Source organism: Brucella sp. NBRC 113783, from assembly GCF_040372265.1.
Classification (GTDB): domain Bacteria; phylum Pseudomonadota; class Alphaproteobacteria; order Rhizobiales; family Rhizobiaceae; genus Brucella; species Brucella teleogrylli.
In genome coordinates this window covers 701,846-726,101 of record NZ_BAABRX010000002.1, presented here as the reverse complement: position 1 = coordinate 726,101, position 24,256 = coordinate 701,846, and the positions used below count along the sequence as shown (strand labels likewise).

Genomic DNA, 24,256 nt, shown 5'->3' with positions numbered 1-24,256 from the left:
TTCGAGATCAAAACGACACTGGCAGTTTAAAAAGTAGCCGGTGTTCTTTCGGTCCCGAAATTCGTCGGTGATCGATATCGGTTGAAACGAATTTCGGGATCGGAACACCGGCCCGCTGGGCTACTCGGACTCTGTTCTTGATTCACCGCGCAGGGGATTGCGCAGAGGGGATGCTTAACATGACGGGAAAACACGTCGCCGTTTTGATGGGTGGGTTCTCCTCCGAGCGTCCTGTCAGCCTGTCGTCCGGCGCGGCCTGTTCGGCGACCCTGGAAGAGCGCGGCTACCGTGTGACCCGTATCGATGTGGATCGCAATGTCGCCAGTGTTCTCGCCGAGCTGAAGCCTGATGTCGCCTTCAATGCGCTGCACGGCCCATTCGGTGAAGATGGCGCCATTCAGGGCATCCTCGAATATCTCCAGATTCCCTACACCCATTCCGGCGTTCTCGCTTCCGCGCTCGCCATGGATAAGGATCGCGCCAAGAAGGTTGCTGCGGCGGCTGGCGTGGCCGTCGCGCCGTCGCGTCTGATGAACCGTTTCGATATCGGTTCCGAACACCCGATGGAGCCGCCTTATGTGGTCAAGCCGGTGCGTGAAGGTTCAAGCTTTGGCGTTGTGATCGTCAAGGAAGACCAGACCCATCCGCCGCAAATCATCGGCTCTGCGGACTGGAAATATGGCGACGAAGTTCTGGTTGAAAGCTACATCGCTGGCCGCGAATTGACCTGCGCCGTGATGGGCGACCGCGCAATGGATGTCTGCGAGATCGTTCCGGTCGGTCATCAGTTCTACGATTATGATTCAAAATATGTTGCAGGCGCATCAACTCACGTGTGCCCGGCAAAAATTTTACCAAATATTTACCAAAAAATACAAACAATGGCCCTTACGGCGCATCGGGCAATCGGGTGTCGGGGCGTAAGCCGGTCGGACTTCCGTTTCGATGATCGTTTTTCAGAAGAAGGCGAAGTTATCTGGTTGGAAGTTAACACCCAACCGGGGATGACGCCCACCTCGCTCGTGCCTGATATCGCCAAAGCGGCTGGTATCTCTTTCGGTGAATTGTTGAGTTGGATGGTGGAGGACGCGTCTTGTTTGCGTTGAACGGCAGAAATGATGGATATAGGCGCTCGGGCGCGATGCGAGACGCATCGGCGATGAATGTCGCATTCGTCCTGCCGCGCTTTCTGCGCAAGCCGTTTCGCTTCGCTGCCCGTCTGTTTCAGGGCAATGTCAGCATTCCACGTCATGCCGGAACCATTGGCATGCTGGGCTTCCTCGGCGCCACCGGCATTTACGGCATGGTTGTTGGCGGTCACTCGCAGGATGTGGTGAAGGCTACGGCCTCGACGCTCGGTTTCGCCATCGAGGACGTCAAGGTGGTCGGCAATCACGAGACCTCCGATATCGATATTCTGGGACAGCTTAACCTTGATGGCGAGACCTCGCTGGTCGGCCTGAACGCTGAAGAAGCGCGCGCCGCCATCGCACAGCTGCCATGGGTGCAGAGCGCCGAAGTACGCAAGGTTTATCCGGGTACGGTTCAGGTTGCGTTGCATGAACGTCAGGCCTTCGCCATCTGGCAGAACGACAAGGAATTGTCGCTGATCGATGCCGAAGGCGACACCATCGTGCCTTTCCGCGCCGGGCGCTACAACACGCTGCCGCTTGTGGTTGGCGACGGCGCTGAAAAGGTCGTTAAGGGCTTTGTCGACGAGGTCGCAAACTATCCGGCGCTGGCTGGCAAGGTTCGCGCTTATATCCGCGTCGCTGACCGTCGCTGGGACCTTCTTCTGGACAATGGCGTGCGCATCATGCTCCCGGCGGAAGATCCGCTGAAAGCGCTCGCACAAATCCAGAAACTCGATGAGGAAAAGCAACTTCTCACCCGCGATATCATGGCGGTCGATCTTCGTCTGGATGATCGTGTGACCGTTCAGCTGACGGCAAGCGGTATGGAACAGCGCCAGAAGTTCCTGGCGGAGCGTAAGAAAGAATTGGCCCGCACGGGGAAGCGCGTATGAGTATTCTGGGCGGTAAGGGATCATCTCAAGGCGGAACTGCAGGGCGCAAAGTGCGCCTGCTCACGGTTCTGGATGTTGGCTCAAGCAAGGTGTCCTGCGTCATCGCAAGGTTGCGTCCGCATGAAGGCGGCGCGCTTCTGCCAGGCCGCACGCACCGCATGGAAGTGCTGGGTATCGGTCATCAGCGTTCGCGTGGCGTGAAATCCGGCGTGATCATCGATCTCGATGCCGCCGAACAATCCATCCGTCTCGCCGTCGATGCCGCAGAGCGCATGGCCGGTCTGACCGTCGATAGCCTGATCGTGAATATTTCGGCCGGTCGCCTCAAGAGCGAAACCTTCACCGCGAGCGTGAATCTCGGCGGTCATGAAGTCGAACAGACCGATATTCGCCGCGTTCTCGCAGCCGGCGCGAAACAGGCTCTGGCCGCTGAACGTCACCTCGTTCACTCGCTGCCGATCGGCTACACGCTCGATGGCGAGCGCGGCGTTCGCGACCCGCAGGGCATGCTGGGCGACAGCCTCGGCGTTGACATGCATGTGCTGACGGCTGATGCCGCTCCGCTGCGCAATCTCGAGCTTTGCATCAATCGCTGCCATCTGTCGGTCGAGGCCATTGTTGCGACGCCTTATGCAAGCGGTCTGTCTGCTCTGGTCGGCGATGAAGCCGAAATGGGTGCGGCCTGCATCGACATGGGTGGCGGCACCACGACGATCTCTGTCTTCTCCGAAGGCAAATTCATTCACGCCGATGCAGTTGCCATCGGCGGCAATCACGTCACGATGGATGTGGCGCGCGGTTTCTCCACTCGCATGGAAGACGCCGAACGCCTGAAGGTCATGTATGGCTCGGCGCTGCCAAGCGCTGCCGACGACCGCGATCTCATCTCCGTCTCGCCAATTGGCGACGACGAGCGTGATGTACCCAATCAGTATCCGCGGTCGGTTTTGACGCGGATTATCCGCGCAAGAGTGGAAGAAACGCTGGAACTGGTTCGCGACAGGCTGAACCAGTCGGGTCTCGGACACATTGTCGGCAAGCGTGTGGTTTTGACCGGCGGCGCAAGCCAATTGCCGGGCATGCCGGAGGCCGCCAGACGAATCCTTGCAAGAAATGTACGAATCGGGCGTCCTCTAGGAATAGCGGGATTGCCTGAGGCGGCTAAGGGGGCAGCTTTTGCCGCGACCGTCGGACTTCTGATCTACCCGCAGGTGGCCGGGATAGAAGAGCGGTCGGTAAAAGCAGCTTCCTCCGGTCTTATGACCGGTACGGGTGGGCGCATTCAACGTGTCAGCCAATGGCTGAGGGAGAGTTTCTGAGTAACCGATCTTTGAGTGAACAGTCGAATTTTCCGGGACGTGACCATCTGGGTAACAACCAATCAGCACCGCAGCGGCGAAAAGCGGTGACGGGCTTTAAGAGGAACAAGGACCAATGACTATCAATCTGCAAAAGCCGGACATCACCGAGCTGAAGCCCCGCATCACCGTTTTCGGTGTCGGCGGTGGCGGCGGCAATGCAGTCAACAACATGATCAATGCCGGTCTTCGCGGTGTGGATTTTGTTGTGGCCAACACCGACGCGCAGGCTTTGACCATGTCGAAGTCCGACCGCATCATCCAGCTCGGCGCTGCCGTGACGGAAGGTCTCGGCGCAGGTTCCCAGCCCGAAGTCGGTCGTGCCGCTGCTGAAGAATGCATCGACGAAATCGTCGATCACCTCAATGGCACGCATATGTGCTTCGTCACCGCAGGCATGGGGGGCGGCACCGGCACCGGCGCAGCTCCAGTTGTTGCCCGCGCAGCACGTGAACGCGGTATCCTGACCGTCGGCGTCGTGACCAAGCCTTTCCATTTCGAAGGTGCGCGCCGCATGAAGACGGCCGATCTCGGCATCGAAGAACTGCAGAAGAACGTCGATACGCTTATCGTCATTCCGAACCAGAACCTCTTCCGCATCGCCAATGACAAGACCACCTTCGCCGACGCTTTCGCGATGGCCGATCAGGTGCTCTATTCGGGCGTTGCCTGCATCACCGATCTGATGGTCAAGGAAGGCCTCATCAACCTCGACTTTGCTGACGTTCGCTCTGTCATGCGCGAAATGGGCAAGGCGATGATGGGCACCGGCGAAGCTTCCGGCGAAGGCCGCGCAATGGCTGCTGCCGAAGCTGCCATCGCCAACCCGCTGCTCGACGAAACCTCGATGCGTGGCGCCAAGGGCCTGCTGATTTCGATCACCGGCGGTCGCGACATGACCCTGTTCGAAGTCGACGAAGCTGCAACGCGTATCCGTGAAGAAGTTGATCCGGAAGCAAACATCATCCTCGGCGCAACCTTCGACGAAGGTCTCGAAGGCGTCATTCGTGTATCCGTGGTTGCTACCGGCATCGACAAGCAGATCGGAGATGCGGCGCCTGCGCCGCTGGAATTTCGCCAGCCAGTAAAGCAGCCGACCTCGCAGGCCAAGCCTATGGCTCCGCATGGCGCTCTGCGTCCTCCGGTCGTTGAACAGCCGCGTCAGGCTGACCCGATTGCGCAGGCAATCCAGTCTGCCGAAGTCGATATGCCGATTGCAGCTGCGCCAGCCGCACCTGCTGCATCCGCAGAGCCTGATTTCCGTCCGCAGAGCCGCATTTTCCAGGCACCTGCACCGGAAGCCTTCGAACGCGCACCGGTTGCTCGCGCACCGATGCCTCAGGCTCACGCTGCTCAGGCCGCTCAGCCGCAGGCTTACCAGCAGCCGCAGCAGATGCATGCAGAACCGGCCCGCGAACCGCGCCCGGCTCCACGTATGCCAGCCGTTTCGGATTTCCCGCCGGTTGCACAGGCTGAAATCGCCGCCCGTCGCGCTCCGCAGCAGCCACAGCCTGCTCAGGAAGAGCCACGCGGCCCGATGAGCCTTCTCAAGCGCCTGACCCACGGTCTGTCGCGTCGTGAAGAAGAGCAGCCTGCAGCCCGTCTGGAGCCTGCGCAGCATCGCGAACCCGGCATGCGTCCGGCTGAACGCCGCCCGATGCAGCAGGACGGCTCGATCTACGCACCGCGTCGTGGCCAGCTCGATGATCAGGGCCGCCCGCAGCCGCGTGCAGCTTCGGAAGACGACCAGCTCGAAATCCCGGCCTTCCTGCGCCGTCAGTCGAACTGATCGAACACCGACATAAAATTTCAGAAAGCCCGCCTGTCTCAGGTGGGCTTTTTGTATTTTGCGGGAAATGCTGGAATAAAACGGCTTTTATGGTAATAGAGCGTAAGAAAGCGTGATTTTGTCCGAACGTTCCGGCTCACTATTTTATATGTGGTCGGTTGTTTTGGGGCTCACACGGGGTTGTGATTCTTTTTGTCTTCCCTGCCGCTAATTTTGCCATATCTAACAGATTAATCCGTTTGAGGATTAGATGTGCGATTGCGGGAGCAGGGTACGCCAGCGAGCAAGTGCGGCCTGTTTACGCCTGCGCGTATATTCTTGATTATGAATAGATTGGAACAGTCTTGAGCGCTTATCAGAAGACAATTGGTCGTGCGGTGACCCTCTCCGGTGTGGGTGTCCATGGTGGCGCTCCGGCTTCGGCCACGTTTCTTCCTGCCGATGCGGATACGGGTATTGTCTTCCAGCGCTCGGACCTGAAAAGCAGCGCGCGCGAAATCCGTGCCCATGTTTCGGAAATCGGCGCGACTGACCTGTGCACCTCGCTTGGACCGAAAGAAGCGAAGATCGATACCGTCGAGCATCTGATGGCCGCTATTGCAGCACTTGGCATCGACAATCTGATCGTCGAGGTTGATGGCCCGGAAGTGCCTATTCTTGATGGCACCTCGGCGCGCTTCATCGAAGCGCTTGACGAGGCGGGCATTGTCACGCAGCAGGCCAAGCGCCGTTTCATCCGTATTCTCAAGACGGTTCGTGTGGAAGCCGGTGGCTCCTGGGGCGAGTTCCGCCCGTTCTCCGGCACGCGATTTGAAGTTGAGATCGATTTCGAATGCCCGCTGATCGGTCGTCAGAAATTTGCCAATGACATGGACGAGGCGGTGTTCCGCAAGGAAATTTCCACTGCGCGCACCTTTGGCTTCATGAAGGATGTGGAGCGTCTTTGGGCCTCCGGTCATGCGCTGGGTTCATCGCTCGACAATTCTCTGGTCATCGGCGACGACAATTCGGTCATCAATCCGGGTGGTCTGCGCTTCAAGGACGAGTTCGTACGTCACAAGACGCTGGATGCGGTGGGTGATCTGGCGCTCGCCGGTCTGCCGTTCATCGGCTGCTTCCGTTCCTATCGCAGCGGTCATCGCCTGAACGCAGAGACGGTGAAGGCGCTTCTTGCCGACAAGAGCGCTTTCGATATCGTCGAGGCATCTGGTGTGCGTCGCAATGCGAAGAGCTCGGATTTCGTTGCGGTGAAGCCGAATATCGCGGCACCCTGGGCGCTTTAAACCTCTCGCAGCATCGTCCACAATAATTTGGATGATCCCGGCGCATGGCCTTAATTGAGCCGTGTTCGCCGGTTCACCATTGCGATACGAGTCGCCTTCCGTTTTGCGGCGGGTCGATGAGGGGACCAATCTTCACGGTTCACAGGATGCGAAGGAGCCGTCCGGACAGTGTTTCGGCCAAAATCTGGCGATTGTAGAGCTAGACGATTGCGCCTGCATGTGGTTTATGGACGGCCAAAACAGCCTTGGCATTGTTTAATCTTTGCCAAAGTTGAATGATTTGGATGGATGAAGCACGGTTGCAATGCTACAAGCGCGCACGTTGCTTCAAACAGGAATGACGCTGCCAGAAGGCCGGAGACCGCATGACGAGTTTCAAATTCACGGGTGTGACGAAAACTGCGCTGTTGACTGGCGCTATCGCCGTTCTTATCCCGCTCGCCGGTTGTGCCAGCAAGGACGACGATATCGATCTCACCAAGTATGTTGAGACGATCGATCCTGCCGACAAGCTCTATAATGAAGGTCTGGCCAATCTGGATGCAGGCCGTCTCGACGAAGCCTCCAAGAAGTTCGCTGCCATCGACCGCCAGCATCCCTATACGGAATGGGCACGCAAGGCGCTCGTGATGGCTGCCTTCACCAATTACCGCAAGGGTAACTACGAAGAAGCGATCAGCATGGCGAAGCGTTACAACACGCTTTACCCGACATCGCCCGAATCGGCTTACGCTTATTACATCATCGGTCTTTCCTACTTCCGTCAGATTCCGGACGTGACACGCGATCAGGCTGCCAGCCGCCGCGCCATCGCCGCGATGCAGGAAGTGGTCGATCGCTTCCCGGATTCGGAATATACCGACGATGCGAAGGCCAAGATCCGCTTCGCCCGCGATCAGCTCGCCGGCAAGGAAATGCAGGTCGGCCGCTATTATCTGGAACGCAAGGAATATCTGGCCGCCATCAAGCGATTCCGCGGCGTGGTCGAGGAATATTCCAACACCCGTCAGGTGGAAGAAGCGCTGGCGCGTCTGGTCGAAGCCTATTATGCGCTCGGCCTGACCTCGGAAGCCCAGATGGCCGCTTCCGTCCTCGGCAAGAATTTTCCGGACAGCCAGTGGTACAAGGACAGCTACAAGCTCTTGCAGAGCGGTGGTCTGGAACCACGCGAAAACGGTGGCTCATGGCTGGCCAAGGCTTCGTCGCTCATCACGGGCGGCGGTTCATAACAGTTTGAGCCCGACATGCTGTCGCACCTCTCGATCCGCGATATTGTCCTGATTGAAAGGCTCGACATCGAGTTCAAGACCGGCTTGTCCGTGCTGACGGGCGAGACCGGCGCCGGTAAATCCATCCTGCTTGATTCGCTGTCGCTGGCGCTCGGTGCGCGTGGCGACGCTTCACTGGTTCGCCACGGGGCGGATCAGGGGCAGGTGACGGCGGTATTCGATGTGCCGGGCGGTCATCCGGCCCGACTTTTCCTTCGCGAAAATGGTTTTGACGATGACGGCGACGTCATCCTGCGTCGCCTCCAGATGGGCGATGGGCGCACGCGCGTCTTCATCAACGATCAGGCGGCAAGCGTTGCACTGTTGCGCGATCTGGGTCGCAGGCTGGTGGAAATCCACGGCCAGCATGATGACCGTGCGCTGATCGATACCGATCTGCACCGGACATTGCTGGATGCTTTCGGCGGTCTCGACGCCGAGGCGGTCGTGGTGCGCGAACGGCACAAGGCGTGGCGCGATGCGGAAACCGCCTTGTCGCGTCATCGCGCTCGCGTGGAAGCAGCCGAGCGCGAAGGTGACTATCTGCGCTCTTCCGTCGAAGAATTGACCAAGCTTGATCCGCAGCCCGGCGAGGAAGACGAACTCGCCGAACGTCGCGCGGTGATGATGAAATCCGAAAAGATCGCCGGTGATGTGAACGAAGCGGGCGAGCTTCTGTCAGGCAATGGTTCGCCAGTGCCGACACTGGCAAGTCTGGTGCGCCGTCTGGAACGTAAAATCCCGGAAGCGCCGCATCTGCTGGAGCCGGTCTGCAAAGCCATCGATGAAGCACTGAACAGTCTGGCTCTAGCGCAGGACGGCATCGACCACGCCATGCGGGAGATCGATTTCGATCCGCGCGTGCTGGAACAGGTGGAAGAGCGCCTGTTCGCGCTGCGTGCGGCTGCGCGCAAATATTCGGTCGCTGTGGAAGGCTTGCCTGCGCTGCGCGACAAGATGGACGCCGATCTAGCCGAGTTGGACGCAGGCGCGGAAAAGCTGGTGCAACTTGAAGCGCAGGCGACCGAGACACGCGCTGCCTATGACGCGGCGGCGGCGGAATTGTCCGCCCGGCGCAAGGATACGGCGGAGCATCTGAAAACTGCCGTCATGGCGGAACTGCCCGCGCTCAAGCTGGAACGCGCCGAGTTCCTCGTGGAGATGATCACCGACCCGCAAGCGCGCGCTGCCGAAGGCATCGATACGGTGGAATACTGGGTGCGCACCAATCCGGGCACGCGCGCCGGTCCGATGATGAAGGTTGCTTCCGGCGGCGAGCTGTCGCGTTTTCTTCTGGCGCTGAAGGTGGCGCTGGCGGATCGCGGTTCCGCGCCGACGCTGGTTTTTGACGAAATCGATACGGGTGTGGGCGGTGCCGTGGCGGATGCCATCGGCCAACGTCTGGCGCGGCTGTCGTCGCGGGTGCAGGTGCTTTCGGTCACCCATGCACCGCAGGTGGCGGCCCGTGCATCGACGCATTTCCTGATTGCCAAATCTGCGACCCATGAAGACCGCATGTCGACATCGATCCGGTCCATCGGCGTGGATGAGCGTCAGGAAGAAATCGCCCGTATGCTCGCCGGTGCCAGCATCACCGATGAGGCGCGCGCGGCGGCGGAGCGACTGCTCGCGGAAAACAGCGCTCTGGCCTCCTGACAGCTATCTGGCAGTATCCTCTGTTCGTAAAGTCAGGCGGCTGTAGGCTAAATGACTTTTCTTGGATATGTTTCTGGTCGATTCAGATAGCCAGGATGCTTGTCGCATATGTCCGAAACTCCCGTTGAAAAACTGACCGACCTTGAAGCTGCTGCCGAACTGGAGCGACTGGCGCGTGAGATTGCTCATCACGATGAGCTTTATCATGCCAATGACAGGCCGGAGATTTCGGATGCCGATTATGACGCGCTAAAGCGGCGTAATGAGGCGATAGAAGCGCGTTTCCCGAAACTGGTGCGCGATGACAGCCCTTCGCGCCGTGTGGGCGCAGCGCCTCTGCTGGCGACTTTTGCACCTATCGTGCATTCGCGGCCCATGCTGTCGCTGGACAATGCCTTTTCGGACGAGGACGTGCGCGATTTCGTCGGCAGCGTCTATCGGTTTCTGGGGCAATTGCCGGACAATTCCATCGCCTTTACCGCCGAGCCGAAGATCGACGGGCTTTCCATGTCGATCCGCTATGAAAACGGTGTTCTGGTCAGCGGCGCAACGCGCGGCGACGGTACGACGGGCGAAAACGTGACCGCCAATATCCGCACCATCGGCGAGATCCCAAACCGGCTCCCGGCGGGCGCGCCATCGGTGGTGGAAGTGCGCGGGGAGGTCTATATGGCCAAGAGCGACTTTCTGGCGCTCAACGCCCAAATGGAAGCCGAAGGCAAGCAGACCTATGTGAACCCGCGCAACACGGCGGCTGGTTCGCTGCGCCAACTTGACGCCAAGGTGACGGCAAGCCGCAAGCTCCGCTTCTTCGCTTATGCCTGGGGCGAGATGTCCGATATGCCAGCCGATACGCAGCTTGGCATGGTCGAGGCTTTTCGCAGCTGGGGTTTCCCCGTCAATCCGCTGATGAAGCGCCTGTCGAGCGTCGATGAACTGATCGCCCATTACCGTGCCATTGGTCTGGAGCGCCCCAATCTCGACTACGATATCGATGGCGTGGTCTATAAGGTCAATCGGCTCGATCTTCAGACGCGGCTTGGTTTCCGCTCGCGCAGCCCGCGCTGGGCGATTGCGCATAAGTTCCCGGCGGAACAGGCGACCACCATTCTGCGCGGCATCGATATTCAGGTCGGGCGCACCGGTGCGATGACGCCAGTAGCGCGACTGGAGCCGATCACCGTCGGCGGCGTGGTGGTGACCAATGCCACGCTGCACAATGAGGATTACATCAAGGGCATCGGCCAGAAGGGCGAGCCGATCCGCGAAGGGCGCGACATTCGCATCGGCGATACGGTGATCGTGCAGCGCGCTGGCGATGTCATTCCGCAGATCGTCGATGTGGTGCTGGAAAAGCGGCCCGCCGGTGCGGTGCCATTTCCATTCCCGCACCAGTGCCCGGTCTGCGGCAGTCATGCCGTGCGCGAGGAAGGCGAGGCCGTCTATCGTTGCACGGGCGGGCTGACCTGCGCTGCGCAGGCCGTTGAGCGTATTCGCCATTTCGTGTCGCGCAATGCCTTCGACATTGAGGGTCTCGGCGAAAAGCAGGTCGAGTTCTTCTTCCATGCCGAAGATGAAAACCTGAAGATCAAATCGCCTGCCGATATTTTCACGCTGCAAAAGCGTCAGGCTGCATCGCCTCTGAAGAAGCTCGAAAACATCGAGGGTTTCGGCGCAACGTCGGTGAAGAAGCTCTATGACGCGATCAATGACCGGCGCGAAATCGCGCTCAGCCGCTTTCTGTTCGGCCTCGGTATCCGCCATGTCGGCGAAGTCAACGCTAAGCGTTTTGCACGCGCTTATCTTTCCTATGCCGCTTTTGAGAAAGCGGCTCTGGAAGCTCAGCCTCCCAAAGGTGGCGACCGCACCGACAAGGGTAATGATGCCTGGCAGGAAATGCTGGCTGTCGAGGGCATCGGCTCCATCGTGGCGGAAGCGGTGGTGGATTTTTACGGTGAGCCGCATAATCGCGACGTGCTGGCCGCTCTTCTGGCGGAAGTGACCCCGCTGGACGAAGCGGCGCGTGTCGCCACTGGCTCGCCGGTGGAAGGCAAGACGGTGGTGTTTACCGGCAGTCTGGAACGCATGTCCCGTGACGAGGCCAAGGCCATGGCGGAGCGCTACGGCGCGAAGACCGCCGGTTCCGTCTCCAAGAAAACCGATCTTGTGGTGGCGGGTCCGGGTGCTGGCTCCAAGCTCGCAAAAGCCGCAGAGCTTGGCATCGAAGTTATCGATGAAGACGCCTGGTTCAAGCTCGTCGGGGAGGGCTGATCGAATGGCACCGTTCAAGGGGTTTGGCGACAAGGCTATTCCATTTTTGAAGGCGCTCGATTTCCACCAGAACCGGGAATGGTTTGTGGAGAACAAGGATCTCTTTGAGGAACACCTGAAAGAGCCGCTTGGCGATCTGATTGAAGAACTGAGTGCCCGCTTTGAAAAAGCGGGGCTTGGCTTCAAGGGCGACCGCGTCAAATCGCAGTTCCGCATCAAGCGCGATACGCGGTTTTCCAAGGACAAAGCGCCCTATAACCGGCACCTTTCGGCGCTGCTTTCACGCTCCGGTACCAAATGGGACGAAAGCGGCTGTTTTTATGTCTGCATCGGTCTGCCCGGCGTGCGCGATTGCTATGCCGGTGTTGCCTGGTGGGGGCCGAAGCCGAAGCTTCTGCTGGCCATCCGCAAAGCGATTTCCGAGAAGCCGGAAGACTATCGCGCCGTGGTCACAAAGCTGAAAAAGAACGGTTTGCAGATCAGCGACAATGACCGTTTGAAGCGCACTCCGCGTGGTTTTGAGAGCGTGACGGAAACCGATCTCGTGGAGGCGATTCGCAATCGCCATTTTGCCGTGCGCATGGAAATCGAACCGGACAGCATCACTGAGGCAGCGCTTGCGGACCGGCTGGTTGACTTTGTCGAGCGCGCGCGGCCTCTGGTCGATTGGATCAGAAAGATTGAAGGCACACTGCCGCCAGATCAGCCGGATTGATCGCCGCATCAATTATCTGCATGAGTGGTGCCTAAATGTTGCGTCAATCAGATAAACTGACCGCACCGTCTCTATTTGTATGATTTTTACCGGAAACGTATTCCAACACGTCATGGAATTGCCTAAGAGCCTGTTCCAAAAGTCGTTCGGTGTGGCTGCAAATGGCAATTTTCTACGTTCCGGTGCTCACGTACCTTAAGTACGCTCCGCTCCGGTATTCGAAAATCACCATTTTCGCACACACATGCCGCATTCAGGCTCTAATGGCTCCTTGGCTGAAGGAGGGGATTCCGTGGACCAGGGTTTCAGGCCTGCAAAGGTCTCTGCGAGCAGCGAGCTTATCGAAGGCGCGAAACGTGCAGTGCCGATTGTGCTGGCGGGTTCACCTTTCGGCGTGTTGTTCGGTGCGGTCGCTATCGATAATGGCCTGTCCGTCGGCGAAGCGGTGTTTATGAGCGCATCGCTCTATGCCGGCGCCAGCCAGATGGTCGGCCTCGACCTGTTCGGGCAGAATATCGCACCATGGATGATTGTTCTCTCCATCTTCGCGGTCAATTTCCGCAATGTGCTCTATTCCGCGACAGTAGGGCGGCGCATCCGCCACTTCTCATTCTTGCAGAAGGCCGTCGCCTTCTTCGTGCTGGTCGACCCGCAATATGCGGAGGTGGAGATTCGCAGCGAAGCAGGCAAGAAGATCAGCTTCTCGTGGTATATGGGGCTGGGGCTGACGACCTATATTTGCTGGATTCTGGAAACATGGGTTGGCGCGATGTTCGGCGACCTGATTTCCGATCCTTACGCGATTGGCGTCGACTTCCTGCTGCCGATCTACTTCCTCGGCATGGTGATGAGTTTCCGGCATCGCAGGCATTGGTGGCAGGTGGTTGTCGTCAGCGCGATTTCTGCCATCGCCGCCTATAAATTCGTCGGTTCGCCCTGGCATGTAACGCTTGGGGCCGCCGGGGGCGTGTTGCTTGCCGCGCTTCTCGCTAAGCCGCAGAATGCGAAGGTTTGACGCCCATGGATACCACGACCTGGATCATCATTGCCGCAGCCTTCTTCACCTATCTGACCCGTATTGGCGGGCATCTGGTTTTGTCGCGTTTTGAGCGTTTGCATTATCGTGTGGAAGCGGCGCTGAATGCAGTGCCTGCGGCTGTGCTGACGGCGATTGTCGCCGCGCCCGCATCCGATCATGGCTGGCGCGAACTGCTCGTGCTGGCCGTTTGCATCATCCTGTCCTTGCGGGTCAGCATGATGACGATGTTCTTTGCTGGCGCAGCGCTATTGATTGCGCTACGCCATTTTTTCCCAATTTGAACTTATAGCGGGGCGGTGGCGGTCTCCAGCCACTTGCGTTCCGCATCCTTCAGATGGCCTGACAGCTTTGCACGCACGCGGGCGTGGTAATTGTTGAGCCAGTCCAGCTCTTCCTGCGTCAAAAGCGCCTTGTCGATCAAACGACGATCAATCGGGCAGAAAGTCAGCGTTTCGAAGCCCATCATCGGAATGTCACCGCCTTCCGGCAGTTCCGGCTCGGTGACGATGATAAGGTTCTCGATACGAATGCCGAACGAGCCCGGCTTATAGTAGCCCGGCTCGTTGGAGAGGATCATACCCGGCAGAAGTTCGTGCGAACCCGTCTTGGCGATCCGCTGCGGTCCTTCATGCACCGAGAGATAAGCGCCGACGCCATGGCCGGTGCCATGGGCATAATCGAAGCCGTGTTTCCACAGCGCGATGCGGGCGAGAACATCAATATCCTGTCCACGCGTGCCTGCGGGAAAACGCGCCGTGCTGATCGCAATCACTCCTTTCAGCACGAGTGTGAAAGCCTTGATGGTTTCAGGCGCGATTTTGCCCACCGGAACCGTGCGGGTGATATCGGTGGTGCCGTCGCGATATTGTGCGCCGGAATCGACCAGATAAAGCTCACCATCCTGTAGCGTGCGGTTGGTGTCGGTATTGACACGATAATGGATCACCGCGCCATTGGGGCCAGCGCCCGAAATCGTGTCGAAGGACACGTCTTCCAGCGGCATCTGGAAATCACGTCCAGCGCTGGCGCGTGATTCTTCCAGTTTTTGTGCTGCGCCGATTTCATCCAGCGTGCCGGGCTTTTGCGCATCGACCCAGGACAGGAAATTGACCATCGCCACGCCGTCGCGCTCATGCGCGGCACGTGAACCGTCAAGCTCGGCTTTGTTCTTTACCGCCCGTGGAATGCGGGCAGGGTCTTTGCCTTCGATCACAATGCCGCCTGCGCCGGTGACAATCAGGCGCAGTTTTTCTGCCGCAAGTGCGGGGTCGAGCAGAATGGCTTCACCCTTTGCGGCGCGTGCGCTGAGATGGCCTTCCAGATTGCTGGGAGCCGACAGCTTGGCAAGCTGGGTCAGATAAGCGCGGGGCTCAATGGCAAGCTTGGCTTCGTCGATGAATATTTCCGGTTCGCCCTTGGCCGGAATGATGGCGAAGCTCAAGGGCAGGGGCGTGTTGGAAACATCCTTGCCGCGGATGTTGAACACCCATGCGACCGACGAGGGATCCGTCAGCACGGTGGCCGTGGCGCCGCTGGCAGTGACCGCCTTCTGCATGTCCCTGATCTTGTCTGCGGCTTCATGACCCGCAAAACGTGCGGGCTGGATGGTCACGGCAGCGGTTGGCGCGGCGGGCTGATCGTCCCACACCGCATCGACCAGATTGGTTTCGACCGGAACCAGCGTGCCGCCCTGCTTTTCCAGCGCCTCGCGAAGCGCATGGGCTTCGGAAATGGTGTGGAGCCATGGATCGAAACCGATAGTCAGGCCCTTGCCGTTTTCGGCCAGCCAGACGGATGGCGGCGTGCTGACCAGACTTTCATAGGAAAAGATTTTCGGGTCGGTCTGCGCGCGAACCTGCAATTCGTAACGTCCGTCGATGAAGACATAGGCCGATTTCTTCAGGATGAGAGCCGCACCTGCCGAGCCGGTAAAACCCGTCAGCCAGGCGAGGCGCTGCGCATGAGGCGGCACATATTCGCCCTGATGTTCGTCGGCGCGAGGCACCAGAAAACCATCAAGGCTGAGGGCCGCCATTTTCTCGCGCAGCTTCGCCACGCGGGGCGCGCCATTGGCCGGATTGGTGGTGACGTCAAAGGACTGAAAAGCCATGGGTCTAACTCACAACAGATGGAAGATAACCGTTCTTGCGTCCCGTCTCCGGGATCGCATTATTTCAGATGGATCGCCACCCAACCTTCGCGATGCAGCGTCTTTTGATGCGTCAGGCCCTGCGCCTGATAGGCGGCGAGCACTGCATCATGCTGGCTGTCGAGGATGCCGGAGAGAACAATCGAGCCGCTCGGAGCCAGATGCTGTTTCAGCGAGGGCGCAAGTTCGATCAGCGGATTGGCGAGGATATTCGCGACAATCAGATCGAAAGGCGTATAGGAGCGGAAGATCGAATGGTCGAAACCTTCTGCCGTCGCCGTGATGACATGCTCGGCAACGCCATTTTTGGCGGCGTTTTCTGCCGCGACGGTGACAGCAATCGGGTCGATGTCGGTGGCAAGGACCGGGATCGGCGCGAGCTTTGCAATGGCGATGGCCAGCACGGCGCTGCCGGTTCCAAGATCGAGCGCATTGGTTGGATGTTCGTTCTCAACGACTTCCTCGATCAGTTCGAGGCAGCCAGCGGTGGTGCCATGATGGCCCGTGCCGAAGGCCAGACCCGCATCGATCTCAATCGGAATGTCGTTCGGTTCTATTTTGTCACGGTCATGCGAGCCATGGACGAAGAAACGCCCGGCGCGAACCGGCTTCAGACCTTCCAGCGAATGGGTGACCCAATCAATATCCGGCAGTTCCTCGGTTTCGAACTTGTCGGCACCGACAAGCTCATCCACACGGGCCGCGACCTCTTCAGCGCCGTCCTCGACATAGACCGAAACTTCGAAAATCTGCCGGTCTTCATCAATTTCGGTGATGGCGATGGGAAAGCCGTCATCCTCGAAAGCCTGCTCGAGAATATTGTAAACGCGCTCGGCTTCCGCCTTGTTCGCCGAAAAGAAAAGTCGTGACTGGGCCATGAGGTAAAAAGCTCTCTAAAAGTTCAAGAGCTTCTGTTTAGCTGTCAGAGCGCCGCGCGTCCATCCGAACACATAAATGGCGCTCCGAATCTTTGGGATTTACATGCCCGCCAAAGGGCGGTTGCCAAAGAAAGCAGGGTTCGGCTTTGAACTAGTGGATTGAATTTGACGTTTGAATCCCGGCTGACATAGATGCTGTTTCAAACGTCAAATTCGAAAAATCCACTACATACATATACTTGCTAGTGGTCTTTTTGATTCCAACATTTACTCAGCGCGTGAACCGAGGGATGCAAATGTTGGAATCAGACCACTAGCCGGCGGAAGCGCCCTTGGCGAGGTTCTTCAGCTTTTGCAGTGCGGTGTCCGGGTTTTCCTGATAGGCGATGGTGCTGCGGAAACGTCCGCCCTTGTCGAGCAGGAAGACGGATGCGGTGTGATCCATGCTGTATTCGCCGTCTTCGCCTGGAACCTTCTTGGCGTAGACATGGTACGACTTGACCATGTCGGCGATATTTTCCGGCGTGCCGGTGATGCCGACAATGCGCTTCGAGACATTGCCGACATAGGTTTTCATGATGTCTTGCGTGTCGCGCTCAGGATCGACGGTGATGAAATAGGCCTTGAGGTCCTGACCTTCATCACCCAGCTGGTTCAGCCAGCCGTCAAGCTCGTAAAGCGTGGTGGGGCAGACATCCGGGCAATGGGTGAAGCCGAAGAAAATGACCGAAGGCGTGGCGCGCAGGTCTTTTTCGGTAAAGGGCTGTCCATCCATCGTGACGAGATTGAGCGGTCCGCCGAAGGGTTCCTTCGCCGCCTGACGGTCCCGAAACATGTTGAAACCAGCAGCGCCGACAATCACGACGATGAAGGCAATGATGAAGATGGGCAGAAATTTTTTCATGTCCGATGAACCCTGCATTTCTGAGCGCGCCTTCGCGTGCTTTATAATCACGCACTTCTAGAGCATTTCCAGCAAAAGTGCGTAGCGGCTTTGCGTAGGATAATGCGTAAAAATAAATAGATAGAGCGGTTGCCCGATACCGTTTTAACCGGAACCGCTCTAAGTGGGCCTAATCTACGGTTCTTTTCTCAGTTTTCAATAATTTCTGAAATTTTTGTTCAATCATTTTGTTTGCCGGACAACCAAAGTTGAACGTGGAAGTCTGCTATTTCGTTTGGTATCGACCGGCGGATTGTTATATTTCAGTTATAAAACTGCAATACTTCAAGAGAACCGCATTGGAAATCGATTACGTAATTGCGTGGGTGGATGGTCAGGACCCGGCGCATAAGGCCTCGCGGCAGAAATTTGCGCCAGATTCCGAAAAGACACATTTCGAAGCGGTAACCAGTGAGCGCTACTTCGACAATGGCGAAATCTATTACAATATCGCCTCGGTGATTAAGTTCGCGCCGTTCATACGGCGTATCTTCATCATCACCGACAATCAGAAGCCGCGGCTGCTCGATGCTTTCGCGACCGAGGGAAAATGCGATCCGTCCTTCATCCAGATTGTCTCGCATGACGATATTTTCAAAGGTCTGCCCGCGGCTCGCCCGTCCTTTAATGCGAGAGCGATTGAAGGCGCAGTGTGGCGCATACCGGGCCTTTCGGAACATTTCATCTATTCCAACGATGATTTCTTTCTGAATGCCCCGTTGGACGTGTCCGACCTTTATGAAAACGGACGCCCCAGATTGCATGGCGACTGGGTGCGACCAGAAAATTCCCGCTGGAAGTACAAGCTACGGCGCTTTCTCGGAAAGATTTCCCGATACGAATATACGTTCCCGAAATTCCGCCTTGCGCAATGGAAAGGCGCTGTCACAGCCGGGGTGAAGGACAGGTTCCTGAGCATCCATCATCACCCGCATCCACTGAGACGCAGCACGCTGGCCTCGTTCTTTGCCCAACGCCCCGATGTCCTGAACCGGCAGGTGGGGTTCCGCTATCGCAATATCGAACAGTTCAACACGGTTTCGCTCGCCAACCATCTGGAAATTGCGCAGCACAACATGCCCGTCCACCCGGCACGGGAACTGGCTTATCTCGACTTTGTGCAAGCCAGGCATTGGGGCGAGGAGCTGGACAAAATCCGAAACGGTTCGGCTCCGTTCGGCTGTGTGCAGGGCTTCGAACGGTTCGAGCCGCAGTTTCAGGCGCAAATTCATGCAGCGCTGCTCGCAAAGTTTGACGATGTGCTGCCGAATGTTATCAAGGCATACTTATCGAGCGAACAGAGTTCGCAGCAGGCGGCTTAAGTCGCCTTCAAAACCCTGAGACTTTTGATGGCCAATTCCGACGATCTTCGTTTCCAGAACAGCGAGCCGCGCATTCATTCAACGGCGCAGCTCAAATCCTCGAAGCTCGGACGCTATGCTGATATCGGCGAGCGGGTCATATTGCGCGAAGTGACAGTCGGCGACTTCACCTATTTCGAGCGCAACGGCGAAGGCATTTATGCCGAGATCGGCAAGTTTTGCTCCATCGCGGCCAATGTGCGGATCAATGCGCTGGAACATCCGATGGAACGGTTGACCACGCATAAGCTGAGCTACCGCCCCAATGAATATTTCCGCTATCTGGGTGTCGATGGCGATTTTCGCGCGCGCCGTCAGGCGAAACGGGTGGTGATCGGCAATGATGTCTGGATCGGCCATGGCGCGGTTATCACGCCGGGCGTGACGGTCGGCCATGGCGCAGTGATCGGCGCGAATGCGGTCGTGACCAGGGATGTCGCGCCCTATACGGTGGTCGGCGGCGTTCCGGCCAGACTTATTCGCCCGCGTTTTGACTATGCCACTATCGAACGCCTTCTGAAACTTTGCTGGTGGGACTGGTCGGTTGAAAAGCTCTATGAGGCTGTGCCCGACATTCAAGCCATGGCAATCGGCGATTTTCTGGACAAATGGGAAGAGGGTGGTCGTTGACGGGCGTGTTTCAGTAACCTCTTGCAAAGAGGGGCAAGCTGCGCCACTTCTCCTGACAGGATTTCAAGGAGACCGAGATGAAGCAGACTTTCGCCGCTTTGGCTTTTTTGGGCGTTTCGATCCTTCCAGCCGCTGCCGAACAGGTCGGCAAGGTTGGCGTGGACTGGGTCGGCAACGACATCGTCATCGATGCGGTGCCCGATCCGAAGGTCAAGGGTGTGACCTGTCATCTCGCTTCCTTCTCGCGCAGCATGATCGACCGTCTGCAAAAGGGAAAATGGTTTGAAGACCCGTCCAATGCCTCGATTTCCTGCGAGCAGACCGGGCCGATGATCATTGGCGATATCGAACTCAGCCAGAAGGGCGAGCGCGTCTTTTCCGAGCGTACCAGCCTGATCTGGAAGAAGCTCGTCATCACGCGCATCTATGACAAGCAGAACAATACGCTGCTTTATCTGGCCCACGCCAGTCAGGTGCAGGACGGTTCGGCCAAGACCTCGCTCTCGACCGTGCCGCTCTTCAGGGGCGATGTGACGTGGGAAAAAGGCAAGCCGGAATAATCCGGCTCGCTGCATTTCGTATTAGGCTGGCTGGACGAAGCTGTCGAGCACGCGTTTCTGTCCGGCCTTGTCGAAGTCGATGGTCAGCTTGTTGCCGTCGACGACGGCGACCTTGCCATTGCCGAATTTCAGATGGAACACGCGGTCGCCGACCTTGAAAGCCGATGGCTTGTCGGCCACCGATTTCGCGACCAGTTCGCCTTCGATGGTGCGGCCCTTGACCGAACCGCGTCCGGCGCCGAAACCGGAATCGGTTTCGCCATAGCCGACGCGCTCGACGCGGCTGCCGGAGCGTGAACCCCAATTGTTGCGGGTGGCGTCCGAGCGGTTCTGCTGCGCGCGCTGCCAGCCCGGCGTCGAATAGCTATTCTGGAACGGATCGGCCCGGTCGAAGCGGGACTGGCCGTAACCACCACCATAGCCGCCGTAATTGCCTTCCAGCTCGGCGACCTCGACATGGGCTTCCGGCAGTTCTTCCAGAAAACGCGACGGAATGGTCGATTGCCACATGCCATGAATGCGGCGGTTGGACACGAACCAGATATGCAGGTTTTTCTTGGCGCGGGTGACACCGACATAGGCGAGGCGGCGTTCTTCCTCCAGCCCGGAGCGTCCGCCTTCATCGAGCGCGCGCTGGTGGGGGAACAGGCCTTCTTCCCATCCGGGCAGGAATACGGTTTCGAATTCCAGACCCTTGGCCGAATGCAGCGTCATGATGTTGACGGCATCCATATCTTCATTCTGTTCGGCATCCATCACCAGAGCGATATGCTCAAGGAAGCCGCGCAAGCTTTCATAATCCTCCATGGAACGGATCAGTTCCTTGAGGTTTTCCAGCCGTCCGGGCGCTTCCGCCGACTTGTCGTTCTGCCACATCGCCGTGTAGCCGGATTCGTCGAGAATGGTTTCGGCCAGTTCCGTATGCGGTGTGTTGTCGAGCAGCGACTGCCAGCGGAGGAAGTTTTCCACCACTTCGCGCAAGGCGGAGCGCGGCTTTGGCTTCAGCTCTTCCGTTTCGATCAGGTCACAGGCGGCGGCGAACATGGAAATGTCACGCGCGCGGGCATAGTCGTGAACCTGACGGATGGCCGCTTCGCCCAGACCGCGCTTCGGTGTATTGATGATGCGCTCCAGCGCCAGATCATCGGCTGGCTGCGCGACGACGCGCATATAGGCCAGCGCATCGCGGATTTCGAGCCGCTCATAGAAGCGCGGGCCGCCGATAACGCGATAGTTGAGACCAAGCGTCACGAAGCGGTCTTCGAATTCGCGCATCTGGAAGGAAGCACGCACGAGGATCGCCATGTTGTTGAGCATATGGCCCTGACGTTGCGCCTGTTCGATCGCTTCTCCAACGGCGCGGGCTTCTTCTTCCGAATCCCACGCTGCATGCACTTTCACGCGCGGATCGTCGGGATTTGGCGCTTCGGTGAAAAGCGTCTTGCCCAGACGGCCTTCGTTGTGAGCGATCAGATGCGCGGCGGTGCCAAGAACATGTGCGGTCGAGCGGTAGTTGCGCTCAAGCTTGATGACAACCGCGCCCGGAAAATCCTTGTCGAAGCGCAGGATGTTGTCCACTTCCGCCCCGCGCCAGCCGTAAATCGACTGATCGTCATCGCCAACGCAGCACAGATTGACGCGCGAACCCTCACCCTGAGGTAAGGAAAGCGGGGTACGGCTATCAGGAGCGTTTCTTGGCTGCGGTCGTTGTGCGAGCAGGCGCAGCCAGAGATATTGCGCGGTGTTGGTGTCCTGATATTCGTCCACCAGAATATAGCGGAACTTGGCGTGATACTCGCGCAGTATATCGGGATGGTTGCGGAAGATGCGGATCGGATGCAGCAGCAAATCGCCGAAGTCGCAGGCGTTGAGCGTGCGCAGGCGCTCCTGATAGGCCTGATACAATTCGCGGCCCTTGCCATTGCCGAACGAGCGCGCATCGCCTTCCGGAATGTCGGAGGGACCAAAGCCCTTATTCTTCCAGCCGTCGATCATATTGGCGAAAGTGCGCGCAGGCCAGCGCTTGTCATCCAGACCTTCCGCCTGAATGAGTTGCTTGATCAGCCGGATCACATCGTCAGTATCGAGGATGGTGAAATCGGATGTGAGATTGACCAGTTCCGCATGGCGGCGCAGCAATTTCACGCCGATGGAGTGGAACGTGCCAAGCCATGGCATACCTTCCACCGCGCCGCCGACCAGATGACCGATACGCTCCTTCATTTCGCGCGCGGCCTTGTTGGTGAAGGTCACGGCGAGAATCTGGCTCGGATAGGCAAGGCCGGTGGTGATGATATGGGCGATGCGGGTGGTCAGAACACGGGTCTTGCCGGTGCCCGCACCCGCAAGCACCAGAACCGGGCCTTCGGTCGTCAGCACGGCCTGTCGCTGTTCCGGGTTCAGCCCTTTCAGGTAGTCAGGCTCGCCACGCTGTTGGTTGCGCGCGGCCATGGCGCGCGCCGCAATACCGCCGGTAGCTGGCGCGCGGCCAGCCGGTGCATCATCGCCGAAAAACGGCATATCGTCGGGAAAATCGGACATCTGACCCCGAATGTAATGATTCGTGGCTGAAAGACCAGCGAAACGGTTAAAATATTCGACTACTCTAATTGAGTAACGCGCCGGTCCGTGAAGTTTAGGCGATGGGCGGCCAGCGCTTCCACAAGGCCGCGCAGTTCCGGCTCGCGCTGCAGCAGGTCATCCAGCTCCGTCATCTGGTTCATGGCGATCAGCCGCAGGATATCGTCGCGAATGGTGCCGTCTTCACGACGCGGCAGGTGCGCGACCGGCTGGATCAGCTCCACCTTCTGGCTTTTCAGACGCGCCCGCAGGCTTTTTTCGTCCGCATCCAGCGTTTCCACGAAAGCATAGAGACCCACGCCCTTGGCTGGCAGCGAATAAAGCGCCAGCGCCACGTCCTTGACGCGCGGATCAGACTTGAGTGCGGCCAGAATCGCCGGGCCTTCATTGTCGATACGGTCGCCCGTGCCTTCACCATCCGACCAGCTGAAAATGCCGCGTGTGATGAAGTTGTAGACCTTCTTGCCGGTGGCGAGCCAGATGCGCGAGGGCAGCGAACGGCGCGCCAGAATGCGCTTTTCCGTCGGCGTCATCAGATCCTTGGCGAATGCCCGTTTCTGCTTGATGAGGTGGCGGAAGTCTTCATACGCCATCAGCCGATAGAGCGCGCCACGACGACGATGGACGCTGGCAAGCTGGAAGTCGATTACCGCGGCTTCGCCTTCCGGCGTCATCAGCCAGTTTTGCGGCTTGGCAAGATCGTTATGCGTGACGCCAAGACGGCGCATATCGCGTAAGATTCGATGCGCGGTGCGATACCATTTCGGATCGGACGGGCGCGCAAGATGCAGCGGCGTGCCTTCCGTCCACGAACGATAGAGGCCGTCGCGATCCGTTGCGATCAGCTGCGGCACACCTTCAATGCCGCGCACGGTCTTCAGACCGCGAATTTCGCGCCGGGCGAGAATCCATGCAAGCGGGCTCGACCACCAGGGAGCAGCGCTCACCACACGGCGGATAATGCGCGTGTCGGGATCGTTCGCAAAATAGCCCGCGCGCGTTTCGGAAAACACGTCGCGCTTAAACACGGCTGTCTCCACAAACGGGGGAATTTGGTCGCCCTTCAAAGGCACATCGATATTGGGGTTCTGAGCCATAAGGTTCCACTAGCGTCTTGTGTACCATCAATCAAGTTTGGCGATGAACGTCGGTGGATATCCGCTGTTGCAAACATGTGAATGAAGGGGCACAAGAAACCCATCTGAGTTTCCATGGAGCGATAAACGTGGCGCAAGGCGACGACACCAAATTGGCGATCGGGCAGATCATCCGTCAGGAACAGGCACTGATTTTTCCGTCTTTCGACGAGAACGACGCTTTTGCGCTCGGCCATAGAATTCGCGATATCGCCGTGAAGGAAAAGCTCGGCGTGGGCATCGATATTTCGCTGTGGGACCGACGTTTGTTCTTCGCGGCGACTATCGGCACCACGGCGGATAATTCTGAATGGCTGCGCCGCAAGTTCAATGTCGTGCGCCGTTTCCATGCTTCGACCTATCGTCTGGTTCTGGAACAAAATCGTGAAGACCGGATGTTTGCGCCGCATAAGGCGCTGGATGTAACTGATTACGCGCTGGCGGGCGGTGGATTCCCGATCCGCGTTGCGGGCGTTGGTGTGATTGGAGCCGCCATCGTTTCGGGCTTGCCGCAGCGCGAGGATCACAATCTCGTCGTGCGCGCCATCGCCTTGCAGCTGGGGCAGGACCCGGCAGCATTGGCTCTTCCTGCTGTTTAATATTCCGGAGAATGA

General features: G+C 58.3%; 20 protein-coding genes and 1 pseudogene. 16 read left to right on the top strand and 5 right to left on the bottom strand.

Annotation, left to right across the window (positions count from 1 at the left end; translation table 11 throughout):
- Positions 1-179 precede the first annotated feature (179 nt).
- The 12 genes and pseudogenes from ABWW11_RS08830 (at position 180) to ABWW11_RS08775 (ending at position 13,686) form a co-directional block, all read left to right on the top strand.
- Positions 180-1,106 (top strand): D-alanine--D-alanine ligase, encoded by a 927-nt coding sequence (locus tag ABWW11_RS08830; protein WP_109370263.1) that lies wholly within the window; start codon positions 180-182, stop codon positions 1,104-1,106.
- Positions 1,094-2,026 (top strand): cell division protein FtsQ/DivIB, encoded by a 933-nt coding sequence (locus ABWW11_RS08825; protein ID WP_109369409.1) that lies wholly within the window; start codon positions 1,094-1,096, stop codon positions 2,024-2,026. The genes ABWW11_RS08830 and ABWW11_RS08825 overlap by 13 nt, the downstream gene beginning before the upstream one ends.
- A complete protein-coding gene (gene ftsA, locus ABWW11_RS08820; protein ID WP_109369408.1) occupies positions 2,023-3,345 on the top strand; it encodes a cell division protein FtsA in 1,323 nt (440 codons plus the stop codon). Before ABWW11_RS08825 ends, ftsA begins: the two co-directional genes overlap by 4 nt.
- Positions 3,346-3,460: 115 nt before the next feature.
- Positions 3,461-5,173 (top strand): cell division protein FtsZ, encoded by a 1,713-nt coding sequence (gene ftsZ, locus ABWW11_RS08815; RefSeq protein ID WP_109369407.1) that lies wholly within the window; start codon positions 3,461-3,463, stop codon positions 5,171-5,173.
- A 344-nt stretch (positions 5,174-5,517) separates the two neighbouring features.
- Complete coding sequence (gene lpxC / locus ABWW11_RS08810; protein ID WP_109369406.1) at positions 5,518-6,456, top strand: UDP-3-O-acyl-N-acetylglucosamine deacetylase; 939 nt, start codon at positions 5,518-5,520, stop codon at positions 6,454-6,456.
- A gap of 365 nt (positions 6,457-6,821) precedes the next feature.
- Positions 6,822-7,685 carry an outer membrane protein assembly factor BamD gene (locus ABWW11_RS08805; protein WP_109369405.1) on the top strand — a complete coding sequence of 288 codons (864 nt, stop codon included), beginning with the start codon at positions 6,822-6,824 and terminating at the stop codon, positions 7,683-7,685.
- A gap of 15 nt (positions 7,686-7,700) precedes the next feature.
- On the top strand, positions 7,701-9,380 hold the full coding sequence (gene recN / locus ABWW11_RS08800) for a DNA repair protein RecN (protein WP_121536394.1): 1,680 nt from the start codon (positions 7,701-7,703) through the stop codon (positions 9,378-9,380).
- A gap of 108 nt (positions 9,381-9,488) precedes the next feature.
- Positions 9,489-11,651, top strand: a complete 2,163-nt coding sequence (ligA, locus tag ABWW11_RS08795; RefSeq protein WP_109369403.1) for an NAD-dependent DNA ligase LigA — start codon at positions 9,489-9,491, stop codon at positions 11,649-11,651.
- 4 nt (positions 11,652-11,655) lie between these two features.
- Complete coding sequence (locus tag ABWW11_RS08790; protein WP_109369402.1) at positions 11,656-12,366, top strand: DUF2461 domain-containing protein; 711 nt, start codon at positions 11,656-11,658, stop codon at positions 12,364-12,366.
- 161 nt (positions 12,367-12,527) lie between these two features.
- A pseudogene (locus tag ABWW11_RS08785) lies at positions 12,528-12,629 on the top strand (flagellar basal body P-ring protein FlgI); the annotation flags it as partial.
- Between the two features lie 29 nt (positions 12,630-12,658).
- On the top strand, positions 12,659-13,381 hold the full coding sequence (locus ABWW11_RS08780; RefSeq protein ID WP_109369401.1) for an AzlC family ABC transporter permease: 723 nt from the start codon (positions 12,659-12,661) through the stop codon (positions 13,379-13,381).
- 5 nt (positions 13,382-13,386) lie between these two features.
- Entirely contained in the window at positions 13,387-13,686 is a 300-nt protein-coding gene (locus ABWW11_RS08775) for an AzlD family protein (protein WP_109369400.1), read from the top strand.
- Positions 13,687-13,688: 2 nt separating this feature from the next.
- Here ABWW11_RS08775 and ABWW11_RS08770 read toward each other — a convergent pair whose 3' ends face one another.
- The 3 genes from ABWW11_RS08770 to ABWW11_RS08760 all read right to left on the bottom strand — a co-directional run bounded on the left by ABWW11_RS08770 (position 13,689) and on the right by ABWW11_RS08760 (position 17,336).
- Positions 13,689-15,515 carry an aminopeptidase P family protein gene (locus tag ABWW11_RS08770; RefSeq protein WP_109369399.1) on the bottom strand — a complete coding sequence of 609 codons (1,827 nt, stop codon included), beginning with the start codon at positions 15,513-15,515 and terminating at the stop codon, positions 13,689-13,691.
- Between the two features lie 59 nt (positions 15,516-15,574).
- The gene (locus tag ABWW11_RS08765) at positions 15,575-16,432 is read right to left on the bottom strand and encodes a 50S ribosomal protein L11 methyltransferase (protein WP_109369398.1); all 858 of its coding nucleotides are present in this window, start codon (positions 16,430-16,432) and stop codon (positions 15,575-15,577) included.
- Between the two features lie 313 nt (positions 16,433-16,745).
- The gene (locus ABWW11_RS08760; protein WP_109370262.1) at positions 16,746-17,336 is read right to left on the bottom strand and encodes an SCO family protein; all 591 of its coding nucleotides are present in this window, start codon (positions 17,334-17,336) and stop codon (positions 16,746-16,748) included.
- Between the two features lie 338 nt (positions 17,337-17,674).
- On the opposite strand from ABWW11_RS08760, the gene ABWW11_RS08755 reads away from it, so the two are divergent.
- The 3 genes from ABWW11_RS08755 (at position 17,675) to ABWW11_RS08745 (ending at position 19,926) form a co-directional block, all read left to right on the top strand.
- A complete protein-coding gene (locus tag ABWW11_RS08755; protein ID WP_109369397.1) occupies positions 17,675-18,697 on the top strand; it encodes a stealth family protein in 1,023 nt (340 codons plus the stop codon).
- Positions 18,698-18,724: 27 nt separating this feature from the next.
- Positions 18,725-19,366 carry a DapH/DapD/GlmU-related protein gene (locus ABWW11_RS08750; RefSeq protein ID WP_319081212.1) on the top strand — a complete coding sequence of 214 codons (642 nt, stop codon included), beginning with the start codon at positions 18,725-18,727 and terminating at the stop codon, positions 19,364-19,366.
- Positions 19,367-19,443: 77 nt separating this feature from the next.
- Positions 19,444-19,926 (top strand): CreA family protein, encoded by a 483-nt coding sequence (locus ABWW11_RS08745; protein ID WP_109369395.1) that lies wholly within the window; start codon positions 19,444-19,446, stop codon positions 19,924-19,926.
- 21 nt (positions 19,927-19,947) lie between these two features.
- Here ABWW11_RS08745 and ABWW11_RS08740 read toward each other — a convergent pair whose 3' ends face one another.
- Both ABWW11_RS08740 and ABWW11_RS08735 read right to left on the bottom strand, forming a co-directional pair.
- Entirely contained in the window at positions 19,948-22,467 is a 2,520-nt protein-coding gene (locus tag ABWW11_RS08740; protein WP_319081210.1) for an ATP-dependent helicase, read from the bottom strand.
- Positions 22,468-22,526: 59 nt separating this feature from the next.
- Positions 22,527-23,603 carry a serine/threonine protein kinase gene (locus ABWW11_RS08735; RefSeq protein WP_109369393.1) on the bottom strand — a complete coding sequence of 359 codons (1,077 nt, stop codon included), beginning with the start codon at positions 23,601-23,603 and terminating at the stop codon, positions 22,527-22,529.
- 128 nt (positions 23,604-23,731) lie between these two features.
- On the opposite strand from ABWW11_RS08735, the gene ABWW11_RS08730 reads away from it, so the two are divergent.
- Positions 23,732-24,241, top strand: a complete 510-nt coding sequence (locus tag ABWW11_RS08730) for a heme-degrading domain-containing protein (RefSeq protein ID WP_109369392.1) — start codon at positions 23,732-23,734, stop codon at positions 24,239-24,241.
- The last annotated feature ends 15 nt before the right edge of the window (positions 24,242-24,256 follow it).

Coding starts and splice junctions, on each gene's coding strand:
- ftsA (WP_109369408.1), top strand. CDS start 2,023: ATGAGTATTCTGGGCGGTAAGGGATCATCTCAAGGCGGAACTGCAGGG.
- ABWW11_RS08740 (WP_319081210.1), bottom strand. CDS start 22,467: ATGTCCGATTTTCCCGACGATATGCCGTTTTTCGGCGATGATGCACCG.
- ABWW11_RS08745 (WP_109369395.1), top strand. CDS start 19,444: ATGAAGCAGACTTTCGCCGCTTTGGCTTTTTTGGGCGTTTCGATCCTT.
- ABWW11_RS08770 (WP_109369399.1), bottom strand. CDS start 15,515: ATGGCTTTTCAGTCCTTTGACGTCACCACCAATCCGGCCAATGGCGCG.
- ABWW11_RS08775 (WP_109369400.1), top strand. CDS start 13,387: ATGGATACCACGACCTGGATCATCATTGCCGCAGCCTTCTTCACCTAT.
- ABWW11_RS08750 (WP_319081212.1), top strand. CDS start 18,725: ATGGCCAATTCCGACGATCTTCGTTTCCAGAACAGCGAGCCGCGCATT.
- ABWW11_RS08760 (WP_109370262.1), bottom strand. CDS start 17,336: ATGAAAAAATTTCTGCCCATCTTCATCATTGCCTTCATCGTCGTGATT.
- ABWW11_RS08765 (WP_109369398.1), bottom strand. CDS start 16,432: ATGGCCCAGTCACGACTTTTCTTTTCGGCGAACAAGGCGGAAGCCGAG.
- ABWW11_RS08805 (WP_109369405.1), top strand. CDS start 6,822: ATGACGAGTTTCAAATTCACGGGTGTGACGAAAACTGCGCTGTTGACT.
- recN (WP_121536394.1), top strand. CDS start 7,701: ATGCTGTCGCACCTCTCGATCCGCGATATTGTCCTGATTGAAAGGCTC.
- ligA (WP_109369403.1), top strand. CDS start 9,489: ATGTCCGAAACTCCCGTTGAAAAACTGACCGACCTTGAAGCTGCTGCC.
- ABWW11_RS08830 (WP_109370263.1), top strand. CDS start 180: ATGACGGGAAAACACGTCGCCGTTTTGATGGGTGGGTTCTCCTCCGAG.
- ftsZ (WP_109369407.1), top strand. CDS start 3,461: ATGACTATCAATCTGCAAAAGCCGGACATCACCGAGCTGAAGCCCCGC.
- ABWW11_RS08790 (WP_109369402.1), top strand. CDS start 11,656: ATGGCACCGTTCAAGGGGTTTGGCGACAAGGCTATTCCATTTTTGAAG.
- ABWW11_RS08735 (WP_109369393.1), bottom strand. CDS start 23,603: ATGGCTCAGAACCCCAATATCGATGTGCCTTTGAAGGGCGACCAAATT.